General features: G+C 71.9%; 17 protein-coding genes. 14 read left to right on the plus strand and 3 right to left on the minus strand.

The features are described 5' to 3' along the window. Window position 1: 1 nt before the first annotated feature. Window positions 2-2,374, minus strand: a complete 2,373-nt coding sequence (locus tag ABD091_RS19150; RefSeq protein WP_343921636.1) for a xanthine dehydrogenase family protein molybdopterin-binding subunit — start codon at window positions 2,372-2,374, stop codon at window positions 2-4. 115 nt (window positions 2,375-2,489) lie between these two features. On the opposite strand from ABD091_RS19150, the gene ABD091_RS19155 reads away from it, so the two are divergent. From ABD091_RS19155 to ABD091_RS19210, 12 genes are read left to right on the plus strand one after another with little or no spacing between them, the layout of a single operon-like run. Then, a complete protein-coding gene (locus ABD091_RS19155; RefSeq protein ID WP_379190086.1) occupies window positions 2,490-3,143 on the plus strand; it encodes a helix-turn-helix transcriptional regulator in 654 nt (217 codons plus the stop codon). Beyond that, window positions 3,140-4,558 (plus strand): Fe-S cluster assembly protein SufB, encoded by a 1,419-nt coding sequence (sufB, locus tag ABD091_RS19160; protein ID WP_343921638.1) that lies wholly within the window; start codon window positions 3,140-3,142, stop codon window positions 4,556-4,558. Before ABD091_RS19155 ends, sufB begins: the two co-directional genes overlap by 4 nt. 49 nt (window positions 4,559-4,607) lie before the next feature. Next, window positions 4,608-5,798: a Fe-S cluster assembly protein SufD gene (gene sufD, locus ABD091_RS19165; RefSeq protein ID WP_343921639.1), complete on the plus strand. Its 1,191-nt coding sequence runs from the start codon at window positions 4,608-4,610 to the stop codon at window positions 5,796-5,798. Next, window positions 5,798-6,133, plus strand: a complete 336-nt coding sequence (locus tag ABD091_RS19170; RefSeq protein ID WP_343921640.1) for a non-heme iron oxygenase ferredoxin subunit — start codon at window positions 5,798-5,800, stop codon at window positions 6,131-6,133. Before sufD ends, ABD091_RS19170 begins: the two co-directional genes overlap by 1 nt. After that, a complete protein-coding gene (gene sufC / locus ABD091_RS19175) occupies window positions 6,130-6,888 on the plus strand; it encodes a Fe-S cluster assembly ATPase SufC (protein ID WP_343921641.1) in 759 nt (252 codons plus the stop codon). The genes ABD091_RS19170 and sufC overlap by 4 nt, the downstream gene beginning before the upstream one ends. A 2-nt stretch (window positions 6,889-6,890) precedes the next feature. Further along, window positions 6,891-8,132 carry a cysteine desulfurase gene (locus ABD091_RS19180; protein WP_379190083.1) on the plus strand — a complete coding sequence of 414 codons (1,242 nt, stop codon included), beginning with the start codon at window positions 6,891-6,893 and terminating at the stop codon, window positions 8,130-8,132. A 4-nt stretch (window positions 8,133-8,136) separates the two neighbouring features. After that, a complete protein-coding gene (sufU, locus tag ABD091_RS19185; protein ID WP_343921642.1) occupies window positions 8,137-8,586 on the plus strand; it encodes a Fe-S cluster assembly sulfur transfer protein SufU in 450 nt (149 codons plus the stop codon). Continuing rightward, window positions 8,583-8,978, plus strand: a complete 396-nt coding sequence (locus tag ABD091_RS19190) for a metal-sulfur cluster assembly factor (protein WP_343921643.1) — start codon at window positions 8,583-8,585, stop codon at window positions 8,976-8,978. The genes sufU and ABD091_RS19190 overlap by 4 nt, the downstream gene beginning before the upstream one ends. Before the next feature lie 9 nt (window positions 8,979-8,987). Further along, window positions 8,988-10,085: a glutamate--cysteine ligase gene (locus ABD091_RS19195; protein ID WP_343921644.1), complete on the plus strand. Its 1,098-nt coding sequence runs from the start codon at window positions 8,988-8,990 to the stop codon at window positions 10,083-10,085. A gap of 4 nt (window positions 10,086-10,089) precedes the next feature. Further along, window positions 10,090-10,467, plus strand: a complete 378-nt coding sequence (locus ABD091_RS19200; protein ID WP_343921645.1) for a hypothetical protein — start codon at window positions 10,090-10,092, stop codon at window positions 10,465-10,467. A gap of 10 nt (window positions 10,468-10,477) precedes the next feature. Next, window positions 10,478-11,053 carry an NYN domain-containing protein gene (locus tag ABD091_RS19205; RefSeq protein WP_343921646.1) on the plus strand — a complete coding sequence of 192 codons (576 nt, stop codon included), beginning with the start codon at window positions 10,478-10,480 and terminating at the stop codon, window positions 11,051-11,053. Then, complete coding sequence (locus ABD091_RS19210) at window positions 11,050-11,658, plus strand: acVLRF1 family peptidyl-tRNA hydrolase (protein ID WP_343921647.1); 609 nt, start codon at window positions 11,050-11,052, stop codon at window positions 11,656-11,658. The genes ABD091_RS19205 and ABD091_RS19210 overlap by 4 nt, the downstream gene beginning before the upstream one ends. Before the next feature lie 93 nt (window positions 11,659-11,751). Here ABD091_RS19210 and ABD091_RS19215 read toward each other — a convergent pair whose 3' ends face one another. Both ABD091_RS19215 and ABD091_RS19220 read right to left on the minus strand, forming a co-directional pair. After that, complete coding sequence (locus ABD091_RS19215; RefSeq protein WP_343921648.1) at window positions 11,752-13,104, minus strand: serine hydrolase domain-containing protein; 1,353 nt, start codon at window positions 13,102-13,104, stop codon at window positions 11,752-11,754. Window positions 13,105-13,114: 10 nt separating this feature from the next. Then, window positions 13,115-13,600, minus strand: a complete 486-nt coding sequence (locus tag ABD091_RS19220) for a GbsR/MarR family transcriptional regulator (RefSeq protein WP_343921649.1) — start codon at window positions 13,598-13,600, stop codon at window positions 13,115-13,117. A gap of 54 nt (window positions 13,601-13,654) precedes the next feature. Here ABD091_RS19220 and ABD091_RS19225 point away from each other — a divergent pair, with 54 nt between their 5' ends. Both ABD091_RS19225 and ABD091_RS19230 read left to right on the plus strand, forming a co-directional pair. Beyond that, window positions 13,655-14,560, plus strand: a complete 906-nt coding sequence (locus ABD091_RS19225) for an ABC transporter ATP-binding protein (protein ID WP_343921650.1) — start codon at window positions 13,655-13,657, stop codon at window positions 14,558-14,560. Then, window positions 14,557-16,128, plus strand: a complete 1,572-nt coding sequence (locus ABD091_RS19230) for an ABC transporter permease (protein WP_343921651.1) — start codon at window positions 14,557-14,559, stop codon at window positions 16,126-16,128. The genes ABD091_RS19225 and ABD091_RS19230 overlap by 4 nt, the downstream gene beginning before the upstream one ends. Window positions 16,129-16,132 lie beyond the last annotated feature (4 nt).

The raw sequence follows: 16,132 nt of genomic DNA on the forward strand, positions 1-16,132 counted from the left end.
TTCAGACCTCGACGTCGTCCGGAGCCTCCTCGCCGCCCAGTGCGGCGAGGAGGCTCTCGTCGTCGAACGCCGACGGCGGCTCGCGCCACGGGTCGGTCTCACCGGCCGCGGCCGCGGTGATCGCCGCGTGGACGCGGGCGGGCGTGCAGGGGATGTCGACGTGGCGGACGCCGAGGTGGGAGAGCGCGTCGACGACCGCGTTCTGCACCGCCGGGGTGGCACCGATGGTCGCGGCCTCGCCGATCCCCTTGACCCCCAGGCTGTTGTAGGGCGTGGGGGTCTCGGTGCTGTGGGCCTCGATCGCCGTCGTGTCGGCCGTCGTCGGCATCGGGTAGTCGGCGAAGGTGGCGGTCAGCGGGGTCCCCTCGGCGTCGTAGACGAACTCCTCCCAGAGCGCCTGGCTGATGCCCTGCACCGCACCGCCGTGCTGCTGGCCGCCGACCAGCAGCGGGTTGACGACGCGGCCGCAGTCGTCGACCGCGACGTGGCGCAGCGGCGTGACCAGCCCGGTCTCGGTGTCGACCTCGACGACCGAGACGTGGCTCCCGAACGGGAAGGTCGGGTGCTGCTGCTCGAAGTCGGTGGTCACCGCCAGCGGCTCGCCCTGGTCGGCGGCACGTCGGGCCACGTCGGTCCAGCCGACCTCGTGGCCGGGCACCCCACGGACCGAGAAGGACCCGCCGGTGAGCTCGACGTCGTCGGGGGCGGCCTCGAGCAGGTCGGCGGCGAGGGCCCGCGCGCGCTCGAGGAGCTCGTTCGCCGCCTTCTCCACGGCCTGGCCGCCCATCTGGAGCGACCGGGCGCCGCCGGTGCCGCCGCCACGAGGGACGGTCGCGGTGTCGGACTGCTCGTAGGTGATCCGGTCGAGCGGGAGGCCGAGTCGCTCGGCGGCGATCATCGAGAAGGCGGTGGCGTGGCCCTGGCCGTGGGCCGACGTCCCGGAGCGGACCGTGGCCGTGCCGTCGTCGTGGACCTCGACGTGGCCGAGCTCGCTGCCGCCGAACCCCGTGATCTCGACGTACGACGCGATGCCGATGCCGAGCTGGCGGGGATCGCCCGCCTCGCGTCGCCGGGCCTGCTCGGTGCGCGCGCCGTCGACGTCTGCCAGCCGGAGCGCCTCGGTCAGCGGCAGGTCGTAGTCGCCGGAGTCATAGGTGCGACCCGAGAAGGTGTCCCACGGGAACTGGTCGGGGCCGACGAAGTTGCGGCGCCGGATCTCCTCGGGTGCCAGTCCCAGCTCGTCGGCGGCGACGTCGAGGATCCGCTCCAGGAGGGCGGCGGCCTCGGGCCGCCCGGCGCCGCGGAACGCCCCGACCGGTGCGGTGCTGGTGACCACGGACAGGCCCTCGAAGCGCACCTCGGGGATGACGTAGGGGCCCTGGCCCATGGTGCGGGTCGACCCTGCGGCGAAGCTGCCGCCGAAGCCGGCGTAGGCGCCGCAGTCGCCGACCACCCGGGCCCGGAGGCCGGTGATCCGGCCCTCGCGGGTCAGCCCGAGCTCGGCGTACTGCACCTGGCCGCGGCCGTGCATGGAGAGCATCGCCTCCGACCTGGTCTCGGTCCACGAGACCGGCCGGCCGATCCGGACGGCGGCCGCGACGACGGCGGCGTGGTCGGGGGAGATGCCGGCCTTGCCGCCGAAGGCGCCACCGACGTGGGGTGCGACGACCCGGATCGCCTTCTTGTCCACCCCGGTCACCTTGGCGAGCAGTCGCTGCCCGAGGTGGGGGTGCTGGGTGGAGAGCCAGACGGTGAGCTCGTGACCGGCCGCGTCGGGGGTCGGGTCGGCGAGGACCGCGTTGCCCTCGATCGGGGCCGTGGCGAGCCGGTTGTTCTCGATGCGCGCGCGGACGACGACCTCGGCCCCCTCGAGCGGGTCGCCCGGGTCGGGGCGGTGGATGGCGACGTTGCGGGGGAGCTCGTCGTAGAGCTGGGGTTGCCCCGCCTCGGCGGCCAGCTCCATGTCGACGACGGTCGGCAGCTCCTCGTAGTCGACGTCGACCAGCTCGGCCGCGTCGACCGCCAGGGCGCGCGACTCGGCCACGACGAGCGCGACCGGGTCGCCGGCGTACTGGACCCGGCCGCGGGCGAGCGGGTAGCGGTCGACCTTGTCGCTGGCGCTGGCGAACATCGGCACCGGGCGGTCGAGGTCGCCGCCGGTGAGGACGGCCACCACTCCCGGGGCCTCGAGGGCCTCGGCCGTGTCGATCGAGGAGATCTCGGCGCGGGGGAAGGGGCTGCGCACGAACACGGCGTGGAGCACGCCCTCGCGCCCGGCGGCGAGGTTGTCGACGAAGGTCCCGTGGCCGGTGATGAGCTCGGGGTCCTCGACCCGGCGGACGGCGGTGCCGAGGATGGATCCAGTGGGGGTCACGCGGCCCAGACTAGGACCGCCGGTCTACTTAGGTGACCCTTGCTTGAAGGGTCCGAACCAATAACGGCACACTGGTGTTGTGGAATTCAGCGAGGATCGTCCGACCAGGGAGCGCGTGGCGCGCTCCATCCTGGTCGCCGGACCCTCGACGGCCGCCACCCTGGCCGACAAGCTCGACCTCACGCCGGCCGCCGTACGTCGCCACCTCGACCACCTCGTGGCCGAGGGGGTGCTGGAGCCGCGCGACCCCCGTACCCACGGTCCGCGAGGCCGCGGCCGGCCCGCCAAGGTCTTCGCACTGACCGAGGCCGGTCGCGACGCGTTCGACCAGCAGTACGACGACCTCGCGGCCGAGGCGCTCCGGTTCCTCGCCGAGACCGCCGGTGACGATGCCGTCCTGGAATTCGCGCGACGGCGCGTGGCGTTCATCGAACGTGACTACGACCGACTCGTCGCCGACCAGCCCGACCTCACGCCTGCGGAGGCGCTGGCCCGCGTGCTGAGCGCCGAGGGCTATGCGGCGAGCGTGCGCGACCTGCCGGTCGCGGCGGCCGGCGAGCAGCTCTGCCAGCAGCACTGCCCCGTCGCCCACGTCGCCCAGGAGTTCCCGCAGCTCTGCGAGGCCGAGACCGAGGCCATCGGCCGCATCCTCGGCACCCACGTCCAGCGGCTCGCCACCATCGCCCACGGCGACGGCGTCTGCACGACCTGCATCCCGGCCACCGGCCGGACCGTCCACCCGGACCCCACCGAGAGGAAGACCCCGTGACCTCCATCGAGGAGCTCAACCCCGGACTGAAGGGCATCGGCCGCTACGAGTTCGGCTGGTCCGACCGTGACGACGCCGGCGCCACCGCCCAGCGTGGTCTGAACGAGGCCGTCGTCGAGGACATCTCCGGCAAGAAGTCCGAGCCCCAGTGGATGCTCGACCTCCGGCTGAAGGGCCTCAAGCTCTTCGACCGCAAGCCCATGCCGACCTGGGGCTCCGACCTCGGTGGCATCGACTTCGACAACATCAAGTACTTCGTGCGGTCCAGCGAGAAGCAGGCGCAGTCCTGGGAGGACCTGCCCGAGGACATCAAGAACACCTACGACAAGCTCGGCATCCCCGAGGCCGAGAAGCAGCGCCTGGTCGCCGGCGTCGCCGCGCAGTACGAGTCCGAGGTCGTCTACCACTCGATCCGTGAGGACCTCGAGGAGCAGGGTGTCCTCTTCCTCGACACCGACACGGCGCTCAAGGAGCACCCCGAGCTCTTCCGGGAGTACTTCGGCACGGTCATCCCGGTCGGCGACAACAAGTTCGCCGCCCTCAACACCGCCGTGTGGTCGGGTGGCTCCTTCATCTACGTCCCGCCGGGTGTCCACGTCGACATCCCGCTGCAGGCCTACTTCCGGATCAACACCGAGAACATGGGCCAGTTCGAGCGGACGCTGATCATCGTCGACGAGGACGCCTACGTGCACTACGTCGAGGGCTGCACCGCGCCGATCTACAGCTCCGACTCGCTCCACTCCGCGGTCGTCGAGATCATCGTGAAGAAGGGCGGCCGCTGCCGCTACACGACGATCCAGAACTGGTCGAACAACGTCTACAACCTCGTCACCAAGCGGGCCACCTGCGAGGCCGGCGCCACCATGGAGTGGGTCGACGGCAACATCGGCTCGAAGGTGACGATGAAGTACCCCGCCGTCTACCTCATGGGCGAGCACGCCAAGGGGGAGACGCTGTCGATCGCCTTCGCGGGCGAGGGCCAGCACCAGGACGCCGGGGCCAAGATGGTCCACGCGGCGCCCCACACCTCGAGCTCGATCCTGAGCAAGTCCGTGGCGCGCGGCGGCGGTCGCACCTCCTACCGCGGCCTGGTCCAGGTCAACGAGGGTGCCTATGGCTCCAAGTCCAACGTGCTCTGCGACGCGCTGCTCGTCGACCAGATCAGCCGCTCCGACACCTACCCCTACGTCGACGTCCGCGAGGACGACGTCTCCATGGGCCACGAGGCGAGCGTCTCGAAGGTCTCCGAGGACCAGCTCTTCTACCTCATGTCGCGCGGCATGGAGGAGGACGAGGCGATGGCGATGATCGTGCGCGGCTTCGTCGAGCCGATCGCCAAGGAGCTCCCGATGGAGTACGCCCTCGAGCTCAACCGCCTGATCGAGCTGCAAATGGAAGGAGCAGTCGGCTGACGCAGTCAGCCGACAGCGACCGACCCACCACCCGTAGAAAGCGACTCAGTTGACACTGACCGACTCTGTTCGCGACGCGCTCGAGGTCGAGCACGTCGAGAGCCACCTGAACCCGCCGGCGTCCTACGACCTGGCCGACCACCCGGTGCCGACCGGCCGCGAGGAGACGTGGCGCTTCACGCCGCTCAAGCGGCTGCGCGGCATCCTCGACGGCGAGGCGTCCGACGACTGCCTGACCTGGACCACGAGCCTGCCCGAGGGCGTCACCATGCCGGTGATCTCCTCGTCGGAGGCCCGCGAGCAGGGCGCGCTGCCGCCCAACGAGCGGCCCGCCGCGCTGGCGATGGAGCTCTCGGGCGGCTGCCAGGTCATCGACGTGCCCGCGGAGTTCTCCTCCGACGAGCCGATCCTGGTCGAGCTGCACGGCGACGACGCCGAGGCCCTCGTCTGGGGCGAGCTGCTGGTCAAGGTCGGCCGTCACGCCCGCGCCACGCTGGTGCTCACCCACACCGGCTCGAGCCGCTACTCCGCGGCCACCTCGGTGGTGGTCGAGGACGGCGCCGAGCTGACGATGGTGACGATCCAGGACTGGGACGACGACGCGGTCCACCTCGGCCGCGACTCGATCCGGGTCGGCCGCGACGCCTCGGTCAAGCACGCCGCGCTCTCGTTCGGCGGCGACCTGGTCCGGATTCACACCAACGTCGAGTACGCCGGCCCGGGCGGCTCCGCGGAGCTGCTCGGCCTCTACTTCGCCGACGGCGACGAGGGTGCCTCCGGCAAGGGCCAGCACATCGAGCACCGGCTCTTCGCCGACCACACCGCGCCCCGCACCCGCAGCCACGTCAGCTACAAGGGCGCACTGCAGGGCCAGGGCGCCCACACGGTCTGGGTCGGCAACGTGCTGATCCGCAAGGCGGCGGAGGGCATCGAGACCTTCGAGGAGAACCGCAACCTGGTCCTCACCGACGGTTGCCAGGCCGACTCGATCCCGAACCTCGAGATCGAGACCGGCGAGATCGAGGGGGCCGGCCACGCCTCGGCGATCGGCCGGTTCGACGACGAGCAGCTCTTCTACCTCCGCTCGCGCGGCATCGACGAGAAGGAGGCGCGGCGCCTGGTCGTCCACGGCTTCTTCAACGACCTGATCCGCAAGATCGGCGTCCCCGCGATCGAGGACAAGCTGGTCGCCACCGTCGAGGCCGAGCTGTCGAAGAACGTCAGCGGCAAGGTCATCTGATGGCGTTCGAACGCGCCTGCACGCTGGCCGAGATCCCCGGCGACACCGCTCTCGCGGTGACGCTGGGCGAGTACGAGGTCGCGGTCGCCAGGGACGGTGACGAGGTCTTCGCGATCGAGAACCTCTGCTCCCACGCGGCCGTCGCCCTCAGCGAGGGCGAGGTCGCCGGGGGCACCGTCGAGTGCTGGCTCCACGGCTCGTGCTTCGACCTCCGCACCGGCAAGCCCACCCACCTCCCGGCGACCGAGCCCGTCGCCATCTTCCCCGTCGACGTCCGTGGAGAAGACGTGTTCGTCGACACCGAGACCACCCTGAACGGAGTGACCCCGCAGTGAGCACGCTTGAGATCAAGGACCTGCACGTCAGCGTCGAGACCGAGGACGGCCCCAAGGAGATCCTCAAGGGCGTGACGCTCACCATCACCAGTGGTGAGGTGCACGCGATCATGGGCCCCAACGGCTCCGGCAAGTCCACGCTGGCCTACTCGATCGCCGGCCACCCGAAGTACGACATCACCAGCGGCTCGGTGACCCTCGACGGCGAGGACGTCCTCGCGATGAGCGTCGACGAGCGCGCCCGCGCCGGCATGTTCCTCGCGATGCAGTACCCCGTCGAGGTGCCCGGCGTCTCGGTCGCCAACTTCCTGCGCACCGCCAAGACCGCCATCGACGGCGAGGCCCCCAAGCTCCGCACCTGGGTCAAGGACGTCAACGGCACCCTCGAGCGCGCCGGCCTCGACCCGACCTTCTCCCAGCGCAACGTCAACGAGGGCTTCTCCGGTGGCGAGAAGAAGCGCCACGAGATCGCCCAGCTCGAGCTGCTCGACCCCAAGGTCGCGATCCTCGACGAGACCGACTCCGGCCTCGACATCGACGCGCTCAAGGTCGTGTCCGATGGCGTCAACCGGTTCGCGGAGGACGACGACAAGGCCGTCCTGCTGATCACGCACTACACGCGGATCCTGCGCTACATCACGCCCGACCACGTCCACGTGTTCGTCGCCGGGCGGATCGCCGAGTCGGGCGGTCCCGCGCTGGCCGACGAGCTCGAGGCCAACGGCTACGAGAAGTACGTCGGGGCGGCGGTCTGACCGTGACCGTCCCCGGTCTGCTTCCCGATCTGGAGGTCCTGCGCAAGGACTTCCCGATCCTGTCGCGCTCGCTCGCGGGAGGGGTCCCGCTGGTCTACCTCGACAGCGCGAACACCTCCCAGAAGCCGCAGGTCGTCATCGACGCGATGGTCGACCACCTCGAGCGCCACAACGCCAACATCGCCCGCGCCATGCACCAGCTCGGAGCGGAGTCGACGGAGGCCTACGAGGGGGCCCGTGACCGGGTTGCGGCGTTCCTCAACGCACCGTCGCGCAACGAGGTCGTGTTCACGAAGAACGCGACCGAGGCGCTCAACCTGCTGGCGCGCACGATCGACCTCGGCCCCGGCGACAACGTCGTCATCACCGAGATGGAGCACCACTCCAACATCGTGTCGTGGCAGCTGGCGTGCGAGCGGGCCGGTGCGGAGCTGCGCTGGTTCGGGCTGACCGACGACGGCCATCTCGACCTCTCCGAGGCCGACCGGCTGGTCGACGAGAACACCAAGGTCGTCGCCTTCACGTGGGTGTCGAACATGCTCGGCACGATCAACCCGGTCGGCGACCTGTGTGCCCGGGCCCGTGCGGTGGGCGCCGTCTCGGTCGTGGACGCCTCCCAGGCAGCACCCCAGCTGCCGGTCGACGTCCAGGAGGCGGGCTGCGACTTCCTGGTCTTCACCGGCCACAAGGTGACCGGTCCGACCGGGATCGGTGTCCTGTGGGGCCGCGAGGAGCTGCTCAACGAGCTGCCGCCCTTCCACGGCGGCGGCGAGATGATCGAGACCGTGACGATGGAGCGCTCGACCTACGCCGCGGCGCCCCACCGGTTCGAGGCCGGCACTCCGCCGATCGTCGAGGCCGTGGGGCTCGGCGCCGCGGTCGACTACCTCGGCCACATCGGACTCGAGAGGATCCACGCCCACGAGCAGGCCATCACCGGCTACGCCCTCGAGGGCCTGCAGACGGTGCCGGGCGTGACGATCCTGGGGCCGCTCGACGCCGCCGAGCGCGGGGGAGCGGTCAGCTTCGAGCTCGAGGGGGTCCACCCCCACGACGTCGCGACGGTGCTCGACACCCGCGGCATCGCCGTCCGGGCTGGCCACCACTGCGCGAAGCCGGCCCACGCCCGCTTCGGCGTGCAGAGCTCGACCCGGATGTCGTCCTACCTCTACACGACGCCGGCCGAGATCGACGCGCTCGTCGAGGGGCTGCACTACACCCGCGACTACTTCAAGGTGGGATGACGCCGTGAGCAACGAGCTGGACTCGCTCTACCAGGAGATCATCCTCGACCACTACAAGAACCCCCACCACGCGGGGCTCCGCGAGCCCTTCGAGGCGGAGGTCCACCACGTCAACCCGACCTGCGGCGACGAGGTGACGCTGCGCGTCCACGTCAGTGACGGGACCGTCAGCGACGTGTCCTACGACGCCGTCGGCTGCTCGATCTCGCAGGCCGCCACGTCGGTCATGACCGACCTGGTCATCGGCAAGAGCGTCGACGACGCGATGGCCGTGCAGGACACGTTCCTCACCCTGATGCAGGGCAAGGGGCAGGTCGAGCCCGACGAGGACGTCCTCGAGGACGGCATCGCCTTCGCCGGCGTGGCGAAGTTCCCGGCCCGCGTGAAGTGCGCGCTGCTGCCGTGGATGGCGTGGAAGGACGCGACGAACCGAGCACTGGAGGAGAAGGCATGACCGACAGCACCGACCTGAACACCGGCTCCGCCGTCGACCACGGGGACCTGCCCGAGGTCCCGGCCGCCGGCGGCGGCACCTCGACCGTGACGGTGGACGACGTGACCGAGGCGATGAAGGACGTCGTCGACCCCGAGCTCGGCATCAACGTCGTCGACCTCGGACTCGTCTACGGCGTGCACCTCGACGAGGACACCAACGCCGTCATCGACATGACGCTGACCTCGGCGGCCTGCCCGTTGACCGACGTCATCCAGGACCAGACCAACTCCGCGCTCGAGGGCCTGGTCGCCGACGTCCTCATCAACTGGGTCTGGATGCCGCCGTGGGGCCCCGACAAGATCACCGAGGACGGCCGCGAGCAGCTGCGCGCCCTGGGGTTCAATGTCTGAGCGGGTCTGGTGACCCGCACTCTCGGGGTCGAGGAGGAGCTCCTCCTCGTCGACGGATCCACCGGTGAGCCGCTGGCCGTCGCCGGCGCGGCCCTGCGCACGGCGGCCGACGGCTCCGACGAGGGGGCCGGTGTCGAGGGCGAGCTGATGCAGCAGCAGCTCGAGACCGGTACGGCGCCGGTGTCGTCGGTCGACGACCTGCTCGACGAGCTGGCCCGCTGGCGGGCGCAGGCCGACGAGCACGCGCGCTCGGCCGGGGCCCGGGTGGTGGCGCTCCCGACGTCGCCGCTGCCCGTCGTACCCCGCACCACGCCGGACCCGCGCTACCGCGAGATCGCCGAGGAGTTCGGCATCACCCAGGCCGAGCAGCTCGTCTGCGGGATGCACGTGCACGTGTCGACGTCCTCGGAGGACGAGGCGGTGGGTGCGCTCGACCGGCTCCGCCCCTGGCTCCCGGTCCTGACCGCGCTGTCGGCCGGGTCGCCCTTCTGGCAGGGCGTCGACACCGGCTACGCGAGCTTCAGGTCGCAGCTGTGGCGGCGTTGGCCCAGCGCCGGGTCGCCCGGTCCGTTCGGCACGCCCGGTGCCTACCACGGCCTCGTGGCCGAGCTCGTCGACACCGGCGCGATCGTCGACGCAGGCATGGCCTACTTCGACGTCCGGCTCGCCAGCGACTACCCGACGATCGAGGTGCGCGTCGCGGACGTGTGCCCCCGGGTCGAGGTCTCCGCCGCGGTGGCCGTCCTCGCCCGTGCCCTCGTCGAGCGGGCGGCCGCGGACTGGGCGGCCGGCGAGCCGGCGCCCGACCTCACCCCGGTGGTCGCGTCCCTGATGACCTTCCGCGCTGCCCGCTCGGGGCTCGCCGGCGACCTGGTGGACCCCGTGACACGCCGGCCACGACCGGCGGCCGACGTCGTGGCGGCCCTGGTCGACCACGTGGCCGAGCCGTTGGCGGCCTACGGCGACCGCGACCTCGTCGACGACGTCGTCGCCTCGCTGCTCGCCGAGGGCACCGCCGCCGACCGGCACCGCAGGGTCGCCGGGGACGACCGCGACCTCGCGGCGGTCGTGCGTGACACGGTCGCGCTCACCCACGCCGTACGGTGACGACATGACCGAGCACCCCGTGGATCCGCTGGCCGAGCCCCAGGGCGACCCCGCGATCGATGCCTTCTGGAACCTCGCCCGCTTCCACGCCAAGCTCAACTCGATGCCGTCCTACTTCGGCCCGACACCGCTGGAGTCCGTGCCGCCGCCGGCCTGGGGCTTCGACGACGAGGAGCAGCTCGAGCAGCTGCTCGCCGACGGGACGACCGAGCTCAGCGGCACCCGCGAGGAGTACGGCGAGGAGCTGCCCGAGGTGGGTGCGCTCGGCATCGTCTGCGACGCCGACGGCCAGCCCCGCGTCCTGGTGGCGACCGCCGGGGTCGACGTCAGCGGCGACGTCGTCACCGAGCGGCTCGACGTCGTGTGGGAGCCGGAGCGCTAGGGTCGCGGCCATGGACGACGGCACGGACGGCCAGACCGTCACGGACGGTCGCAAGACCTACCTGCTGGTCGACGGGGAGAACCTCGACGCGACGCTCGGCACCTCGATCCTGCAGCGGCGCCCGATGCCAGAGGAGCGGCCACGGTGGAACCGGGTGCTCGACCACGTCGAGCGCCACTGGGACCAGCCCGTGTCGGGGCTGTTCTTCCTCGCCGTGGCCGGCGAGATGCCGATGGGCTTCGTGCAGGCAGTGACCTCGATCGGCTATCGGCCCATCCCGCTCCAGGGTGAGGGCAAGGTCGTCGACATCGCGATCCAGCGCACCCTTGCGGCGCTCGCCGAGCGCGACGACGACGTGGTGCTCGCCAGCCACGACGGTGACTTCCTCGACGAGATGGGACGGCTCGCCGACGGCGAGCGCCGGGTCGGGCTGCTGTGCTTCCAGGAGTTCGTCAACGCCGGCTTCCGCGAGCTCCCCGGCCTGGAGATCATCGACCTCGAGTACGACGTCAAGGCGTTCAACACGACGCTGCCGAGGCTCCGGATCATCCCGATCGACGAGTTCGACCCGCTCGACTTCCTGTGAGCGAGGTCCTCGTCCCCTCGGTGCGACTCGCCCGGTGGGTCGACAACTTCGCGAGCCGCCACGGCGGGGTGTCGCTGTCCGTCGACGACGGCGCGCTCGCGGGGACGGCTCCCGACGGCTCGACGTTCGTCGCCCGGCTGCCCTTCGCCGCGGCGTACGACGGGCCGGAGGACGCCGCCGAGGTCGCCGTCCGGGCGACCCCGCCCGAGTCCTGGGGCGTGCTGCTGGTGCGCAAGGGAGGCTTCGCCGTCGCCCGGCTGGCCGGGGCCGACCTCGTCGACCACAAGATCGGCCAGCGTCACGTCCAGGGCCGGACCAAGGCGGGCGGCCAGAGCCAGCAGCGGTTCGCCCGGCGCCGCGACAACCAGGCGCGCGCGGCCTACGAGGCGGCCGCGGACCATGCCGCCCGGATCCTCCGCGCCGGCCCGCTCGTGACCGGCGGCGACCACGCGGCCGTGGACGAGGTGCTGTCCGACCCTCGGCTCGCGCGCCTCGGGCTCGTCGTGGTCGACCCCTGGCTCGCCGTGCCCGATCCGCGTCGTGCCGTCCTCGACCAGGCCGTCCTCGACGCCTGCGCGTTCCGGGTCACCGTCCACAACGCGTGACCGGGCACTCGCGCGCCCATGAAGGGCGCTGACCGGTCACTCCCGTGCCCACGGCGGACGCGGAGTGCCCGGTCGGCGGTCTCGCAGGGACACCTAGTGCCCGGTCAGCTCCTCGCCGAAGGAGAGGGGGGCGCGGGTGCAGAGGTAGGTCGCCCAGTGGAGCGTGACCGGGGTGCCGGCCTCGTCGCGCGTGACGCGGAGCAGCTCGCCGCGCTCGCGACCGGCGACGGTGCGATAGAGGTCGTCACCGATCTGCTCGAACACCGAGGACTGCTTGTGGCGCGCGAGGTCGGGGTGGCGCGCCTCCAGGTGCCCCTGCACGACGGAGAAGACGAAGGGCGTCCCCTCGGTGAACCAGGTGCCGCGCAGCCCGGCCAGCTCGTCGGGGACGGAGGTCCCGGGTTGCCACGGCTGCTCCTCGACGGGGTCGTGGGCCACGACCTGCTCGGCGATCTCGACCGCGAAGGTGCTGGGGTCGGGCGGGGTGGAGGAGTTCATGAGCACGATCCCGCCGGTGCCCGACTCCCGGTGCGTGAAGACCCCGGTGACGTGGCCGGGCATCCCACCGGTGTGACCGACGAACGTACGTCCGCCCGGTGACCGGGCGAGGAAGAACCCGAGCCCCATCGCGCCGGTCCAGTCCTCGACGTCGCGCATCACCTGCGGCTGGCACATCTCCTCCATCGTGTCGGGGGAGAGGACGGACGGGTCCGGGGCCGCGACGAACGCCGACCAGCGCGCCAGGTCGCGGGCGGTCGAGGCCAGGGCACCGCACGGGGCCATGGCGCGCAGCTCGACGAACGGCTCGACCCGCGGCACGTCGTCGAAGGGCGGGACGTAGTAGCCGACCGCCTGAGGTCCACCGTCGAACCCGACGCTCGTGCGCTTCAGCTCGAGCGGGTCGAGCAGCCGGGCCCGCAGCGACTCCTCCCAGGAGCGGCCGTCGAGGCGGGCCACGAGCTCGCCCAGCACGGCGTAGACCACGTTGGAGTAGTGCCACCGTTCATGGGGGCGGCCGACGGCCTCGGCTTCGGCGAACCCAGCCATCAGCTCGTCGGTGTCGGGCTGCACGAGGGTCGCCCAGACGTCGCCGACGGGTTCGCGTTGGAGGCCCGACACGTGGGCCAGGCCCTGGCGGACGGTCAGGCCGTGGGGCACCTCGCCCAGGTGGTCGCTCACACGGTCGTCGAGCGAGAGCCGACCCTCGTCGCGCAGCTGCATCACCATCACCGCGGTGAAGGTCTTGGTGTTCGAGGCGACCAGGAACTGGTCGTCAGGCCCCGGCGCCGCCTCCGCGGTGACCTCGCGCCGACCGATCCCGTCGCCCCACACCAGCGCGCCGCCGCGCTGCACGGCGGCGTAGAGACCGGGGACCCGGCCGACCCGCTGGCGGTCGAGGGCGATGCGGCGGAGGGCGCGGGTGGTGGCGTCGCGGAGAGCAGTCACAGCCCGGACGCTAGTCGAGACCCTCGGCCTCGAGCTCCGCACGACGCGCCAGCCACCGGTCCGCGATGCCCTCCATCTCCTCGCCCACGAACGTGAGGAACTCACGCATCAGCCGCAACCGCCGACGGGCAGGCGCTCCCGCGGGCAGGTCGCGCAGCGCCGTGTCGAGCGCCGCGATCATCGGGCCGTAGACCTGCTCCTCGCGTAGCATGGCCTGGAGCCAGGCGTCGTCGTCGACGACGTAGACGTCACGTCGGCTGCCACGCTCGCGTTCCCGGTGGAGGAACCCGATGCGCGAGAGGTACTGCACGGCACCGGAGACCGAGGCCGGGCTGACGTCGAGCGCGGCCACCAGCTCGGCCGACGTCATCCGCCCGTCGTCGTCCACGGTCAGCGCCGCGAAGACCCGGGAGGGGAGCCGCTGCAGACCGGCGTCGGCGAGGGCGGTGCCCATGCGCTCGACGTAGCGGTTCGCGGAGTCCTCGGGGTCGGGCACGACACGAGTATCACAGGATTCAGAAACTTCTGAAAGAGGGGTAGGGTCGGGGACGTGACGACACCACCGGTCGAGGTCACGGGCCTCGTCAAGACCTTCGGCAGCACCCGGGCGCTCGACGGGCTCGACCTCACGGTCGCGCAGGGCGAGGTGCACGGCTTCCTCGGCCCCAACGGGTCGGGCAAGTCGACCACGATCCGGGTCCTGCTCGGCCTGCTCCGGCCGGACGCCGGCGACGTGCGCCTCTTCGGCGGTGACCCCTGGCGCGACGCCGCCGACCTCCACCGGCGGCTCGCCTACGTCCCCGGCGACGTGAACCTCTGGCCCAACCTGACCGGCGGCGAGGTCATCGACCTGCTCGGCCGGATGCGCGGCGGGCTCGACCCGACGCGCCGCGCGGCGCTCGTCGACCGGTTCGGGCTCGACCCGACCAAGAAGTGCCGCAGCTACTCCAAGGGGAACCGGCAGAAGGTCGCCCTCGTGGCCGCCCTCGCCGCCGACGTGCAGCTGCTGGTGCTCGACGAGCCCACCTCGGGCCTCGACCCGATCATGGAGGCGGTCTTCACCGACTGCGTCGACGAGTTCCGTGCCGAGGGCCACTCCGTGCTGCTGTCGAGCCACATCCTCGCCGAGGTCGAGCGACTCTGCGACCGGGTCAGCATCATCCGCGAGGGCCGGTGCGTGGAGTCCGGGACGCTCGCCGAGCTCCGCCACCTCACCCGGACGACGGTGACGGCGGAGCTCGAGCGGGTGCCGGACGGTCTCGCCGGCCACGCCGGCGTCCACGACCTCGCGCACACCGACCACCGGGTGCGCTTCGAGGTCGACACCGCCTCGCTCGATCCTGTGCTCGGCGTGCTGCGGGAGGGCGGGATCACCAGCCTGACCGCGACCCCGCCGACGCTGGAGGAGATGTTCCTGCGCCACTACGGCGACCGGGTGGAGGAGGTCACGCCGTGACCGGGGCGGGTCTTCTCCTGCGCGCGTTCCTGCGCCGCGACCGCTGGATGATCTTCTGGTGGGTGCTGGCCGGTGTCCTCCTCTACTGGACGCAGGCGATCAGCGTCGCCGGCCTCTACGCCACCCAGGAGGAGTTCGACACGGCCGCCGAGCTCATGGGATCCAACCCGGCGCTGATCGCGATGGCGGGGCCCGACCGGGCGCTCAACACGGTCGGCGGCCAGGTGGCGTGGCAGTCGACCGCCTTCGGGGCGATCCTCGCGGGTCTGATGAGCATGTTCCTCGCGGGGCGACACACCCGTGCGGAGGAGGAGAGCGGGCGCGACGAGCTGCTGCGCGCCGGGGTGGTCGGCCGGCGCGCCACCACCAGCGCGACCGTCGGGGTGCTGCTGGTCGCCAACGCGCTCCTGGCAGTCGGGATCGCGGTCAGCCTGGTCACCGTGCCCCTCGCCGTCGCCGACTCGGTCGCCCTCGGGGTCGGCGTCGCGCTCTGCGGGATGCTCTTCGGCGGCGTGGCCCTGGTCGCGGCCCAGCTCACCGCGAGCACCCGGACGGCCTACGCCCTGACGGGCGTCGTCATCGCCGCGGCGTACGCCCTCAGGGCGGTCGGCGACCTCGGGCGACCGACCCTGACCTGGCTGAGCCCGATCGGCTGGTACCAGCAGATGTACGCCTTCTCGGGTCTTCGCTGGTGGCCGGCGGTGCTGCTGCTGCTCGCGGGGGTGCTCGCGCTCGTCGGTGCCTACGCCGTCCTCGACCGCCGCGACTGGGGCGCCGGCGTGCTCGCGACGCGTCCGGGCACGCCGCACGCCTCCGCCGCCCTGGGTACGCCGGTGGGTCTCGCGTGGCGCCTGCAGCGCGGCGCCGTCGTCGGGTGGGGGCTCGGGCTGTTCGCCATCGGACTCTCCTACGGCTCGATCGGCAACGACGCCGGCGACCTGATCGGCGACAGCGAGGCCGCCCGCCAGATGATGGTCGCGGGCGGCGGCGACCTGGTCGCCGGGTTCTACGCCATGTCCATGACGATCCTCGCCCTGATGGCGGCGGGCTTCGCCATCTCCTCGGCGACCCGCGCCCGTGGCGAGGAGGAGGCCGGCCACGGCGAGGCGGTGCTGGCGACCGCGCGGTCCCGGACGGAGTGGCTGGCAGCCCACGTCAGCGTGACCGTGGGGGGGACGGTGCTGGTCCTGGGACTGGGCGGCCTGGGCCTCGGTCTCGCCGACGCGCTCGTGACCGGCGAGGGGAGCTCGGTCTGGCAGTTCACGTGGCAGACCCTGGCGTGGCTGCCGGCGGTGCTCGCCCTCACCGGGCTGACGCGCCTCCTCTACGGCGTGCGCGGCCGGCTCGCGACGCTGGGCTGGCTCGGTCTCGCGTTCGCCGTCGTGGTGCTCGTGCTGGGGGAGATCCTGCGGTTCCCCGACTGGTTGCGCGGCTTCTCGCCGTTCGAGCACCTGGCCCGGATGCCGGTCGAGGACTTCGACCCCGGGTCGTTCGGCGTCGTCCTCGGTGTCGCCGCGCTGCTGTCGTTCGCGGGCTGGTTCACCTTCAGGCGGCGCGACTTCGGATAGCGTC

The sequence above is a fragment of the Nocardioides aestuarii genome, from assembly GCF_039527245.1.
Classification (GTDB): domain Bacteria; phylum Actinomycetota; class Actinomycetes; order Propionibacteriales; family Nocardioidaceae; genus Nocardioides; species Nocardioides aestuarii.

Coding starts and splice junctions, on each gene's coding strand:
- ABD091_RS19200 (WP_343921645.1), top strand. CDS start 10,090: ATGACCGAGCACCCCGTGGATCCGCTGGCCGAGCCCCAGGGCGACCCC.
- ABD091_RS19190 (WP_343921643.1), top strand. CDS start 8,583: ATGACCGACAGCACCGACCTGAACACCGGCTCCGCCGTCGACCACGGG.
- ABD091_RS19205 (WP_343921646.1), top strand. CDS start 10,478: ATGGACGACGGCACGGACGGCCAGACCGTCACGGACGGTCGCAAGACC.
- ABD091_RS19170 (WP_343921640.1), top strand. CDS start 5,798: ATGGCGTTCGAACGCGCCTGCACGCTGGCCGAGATCCCCGGCGACACC.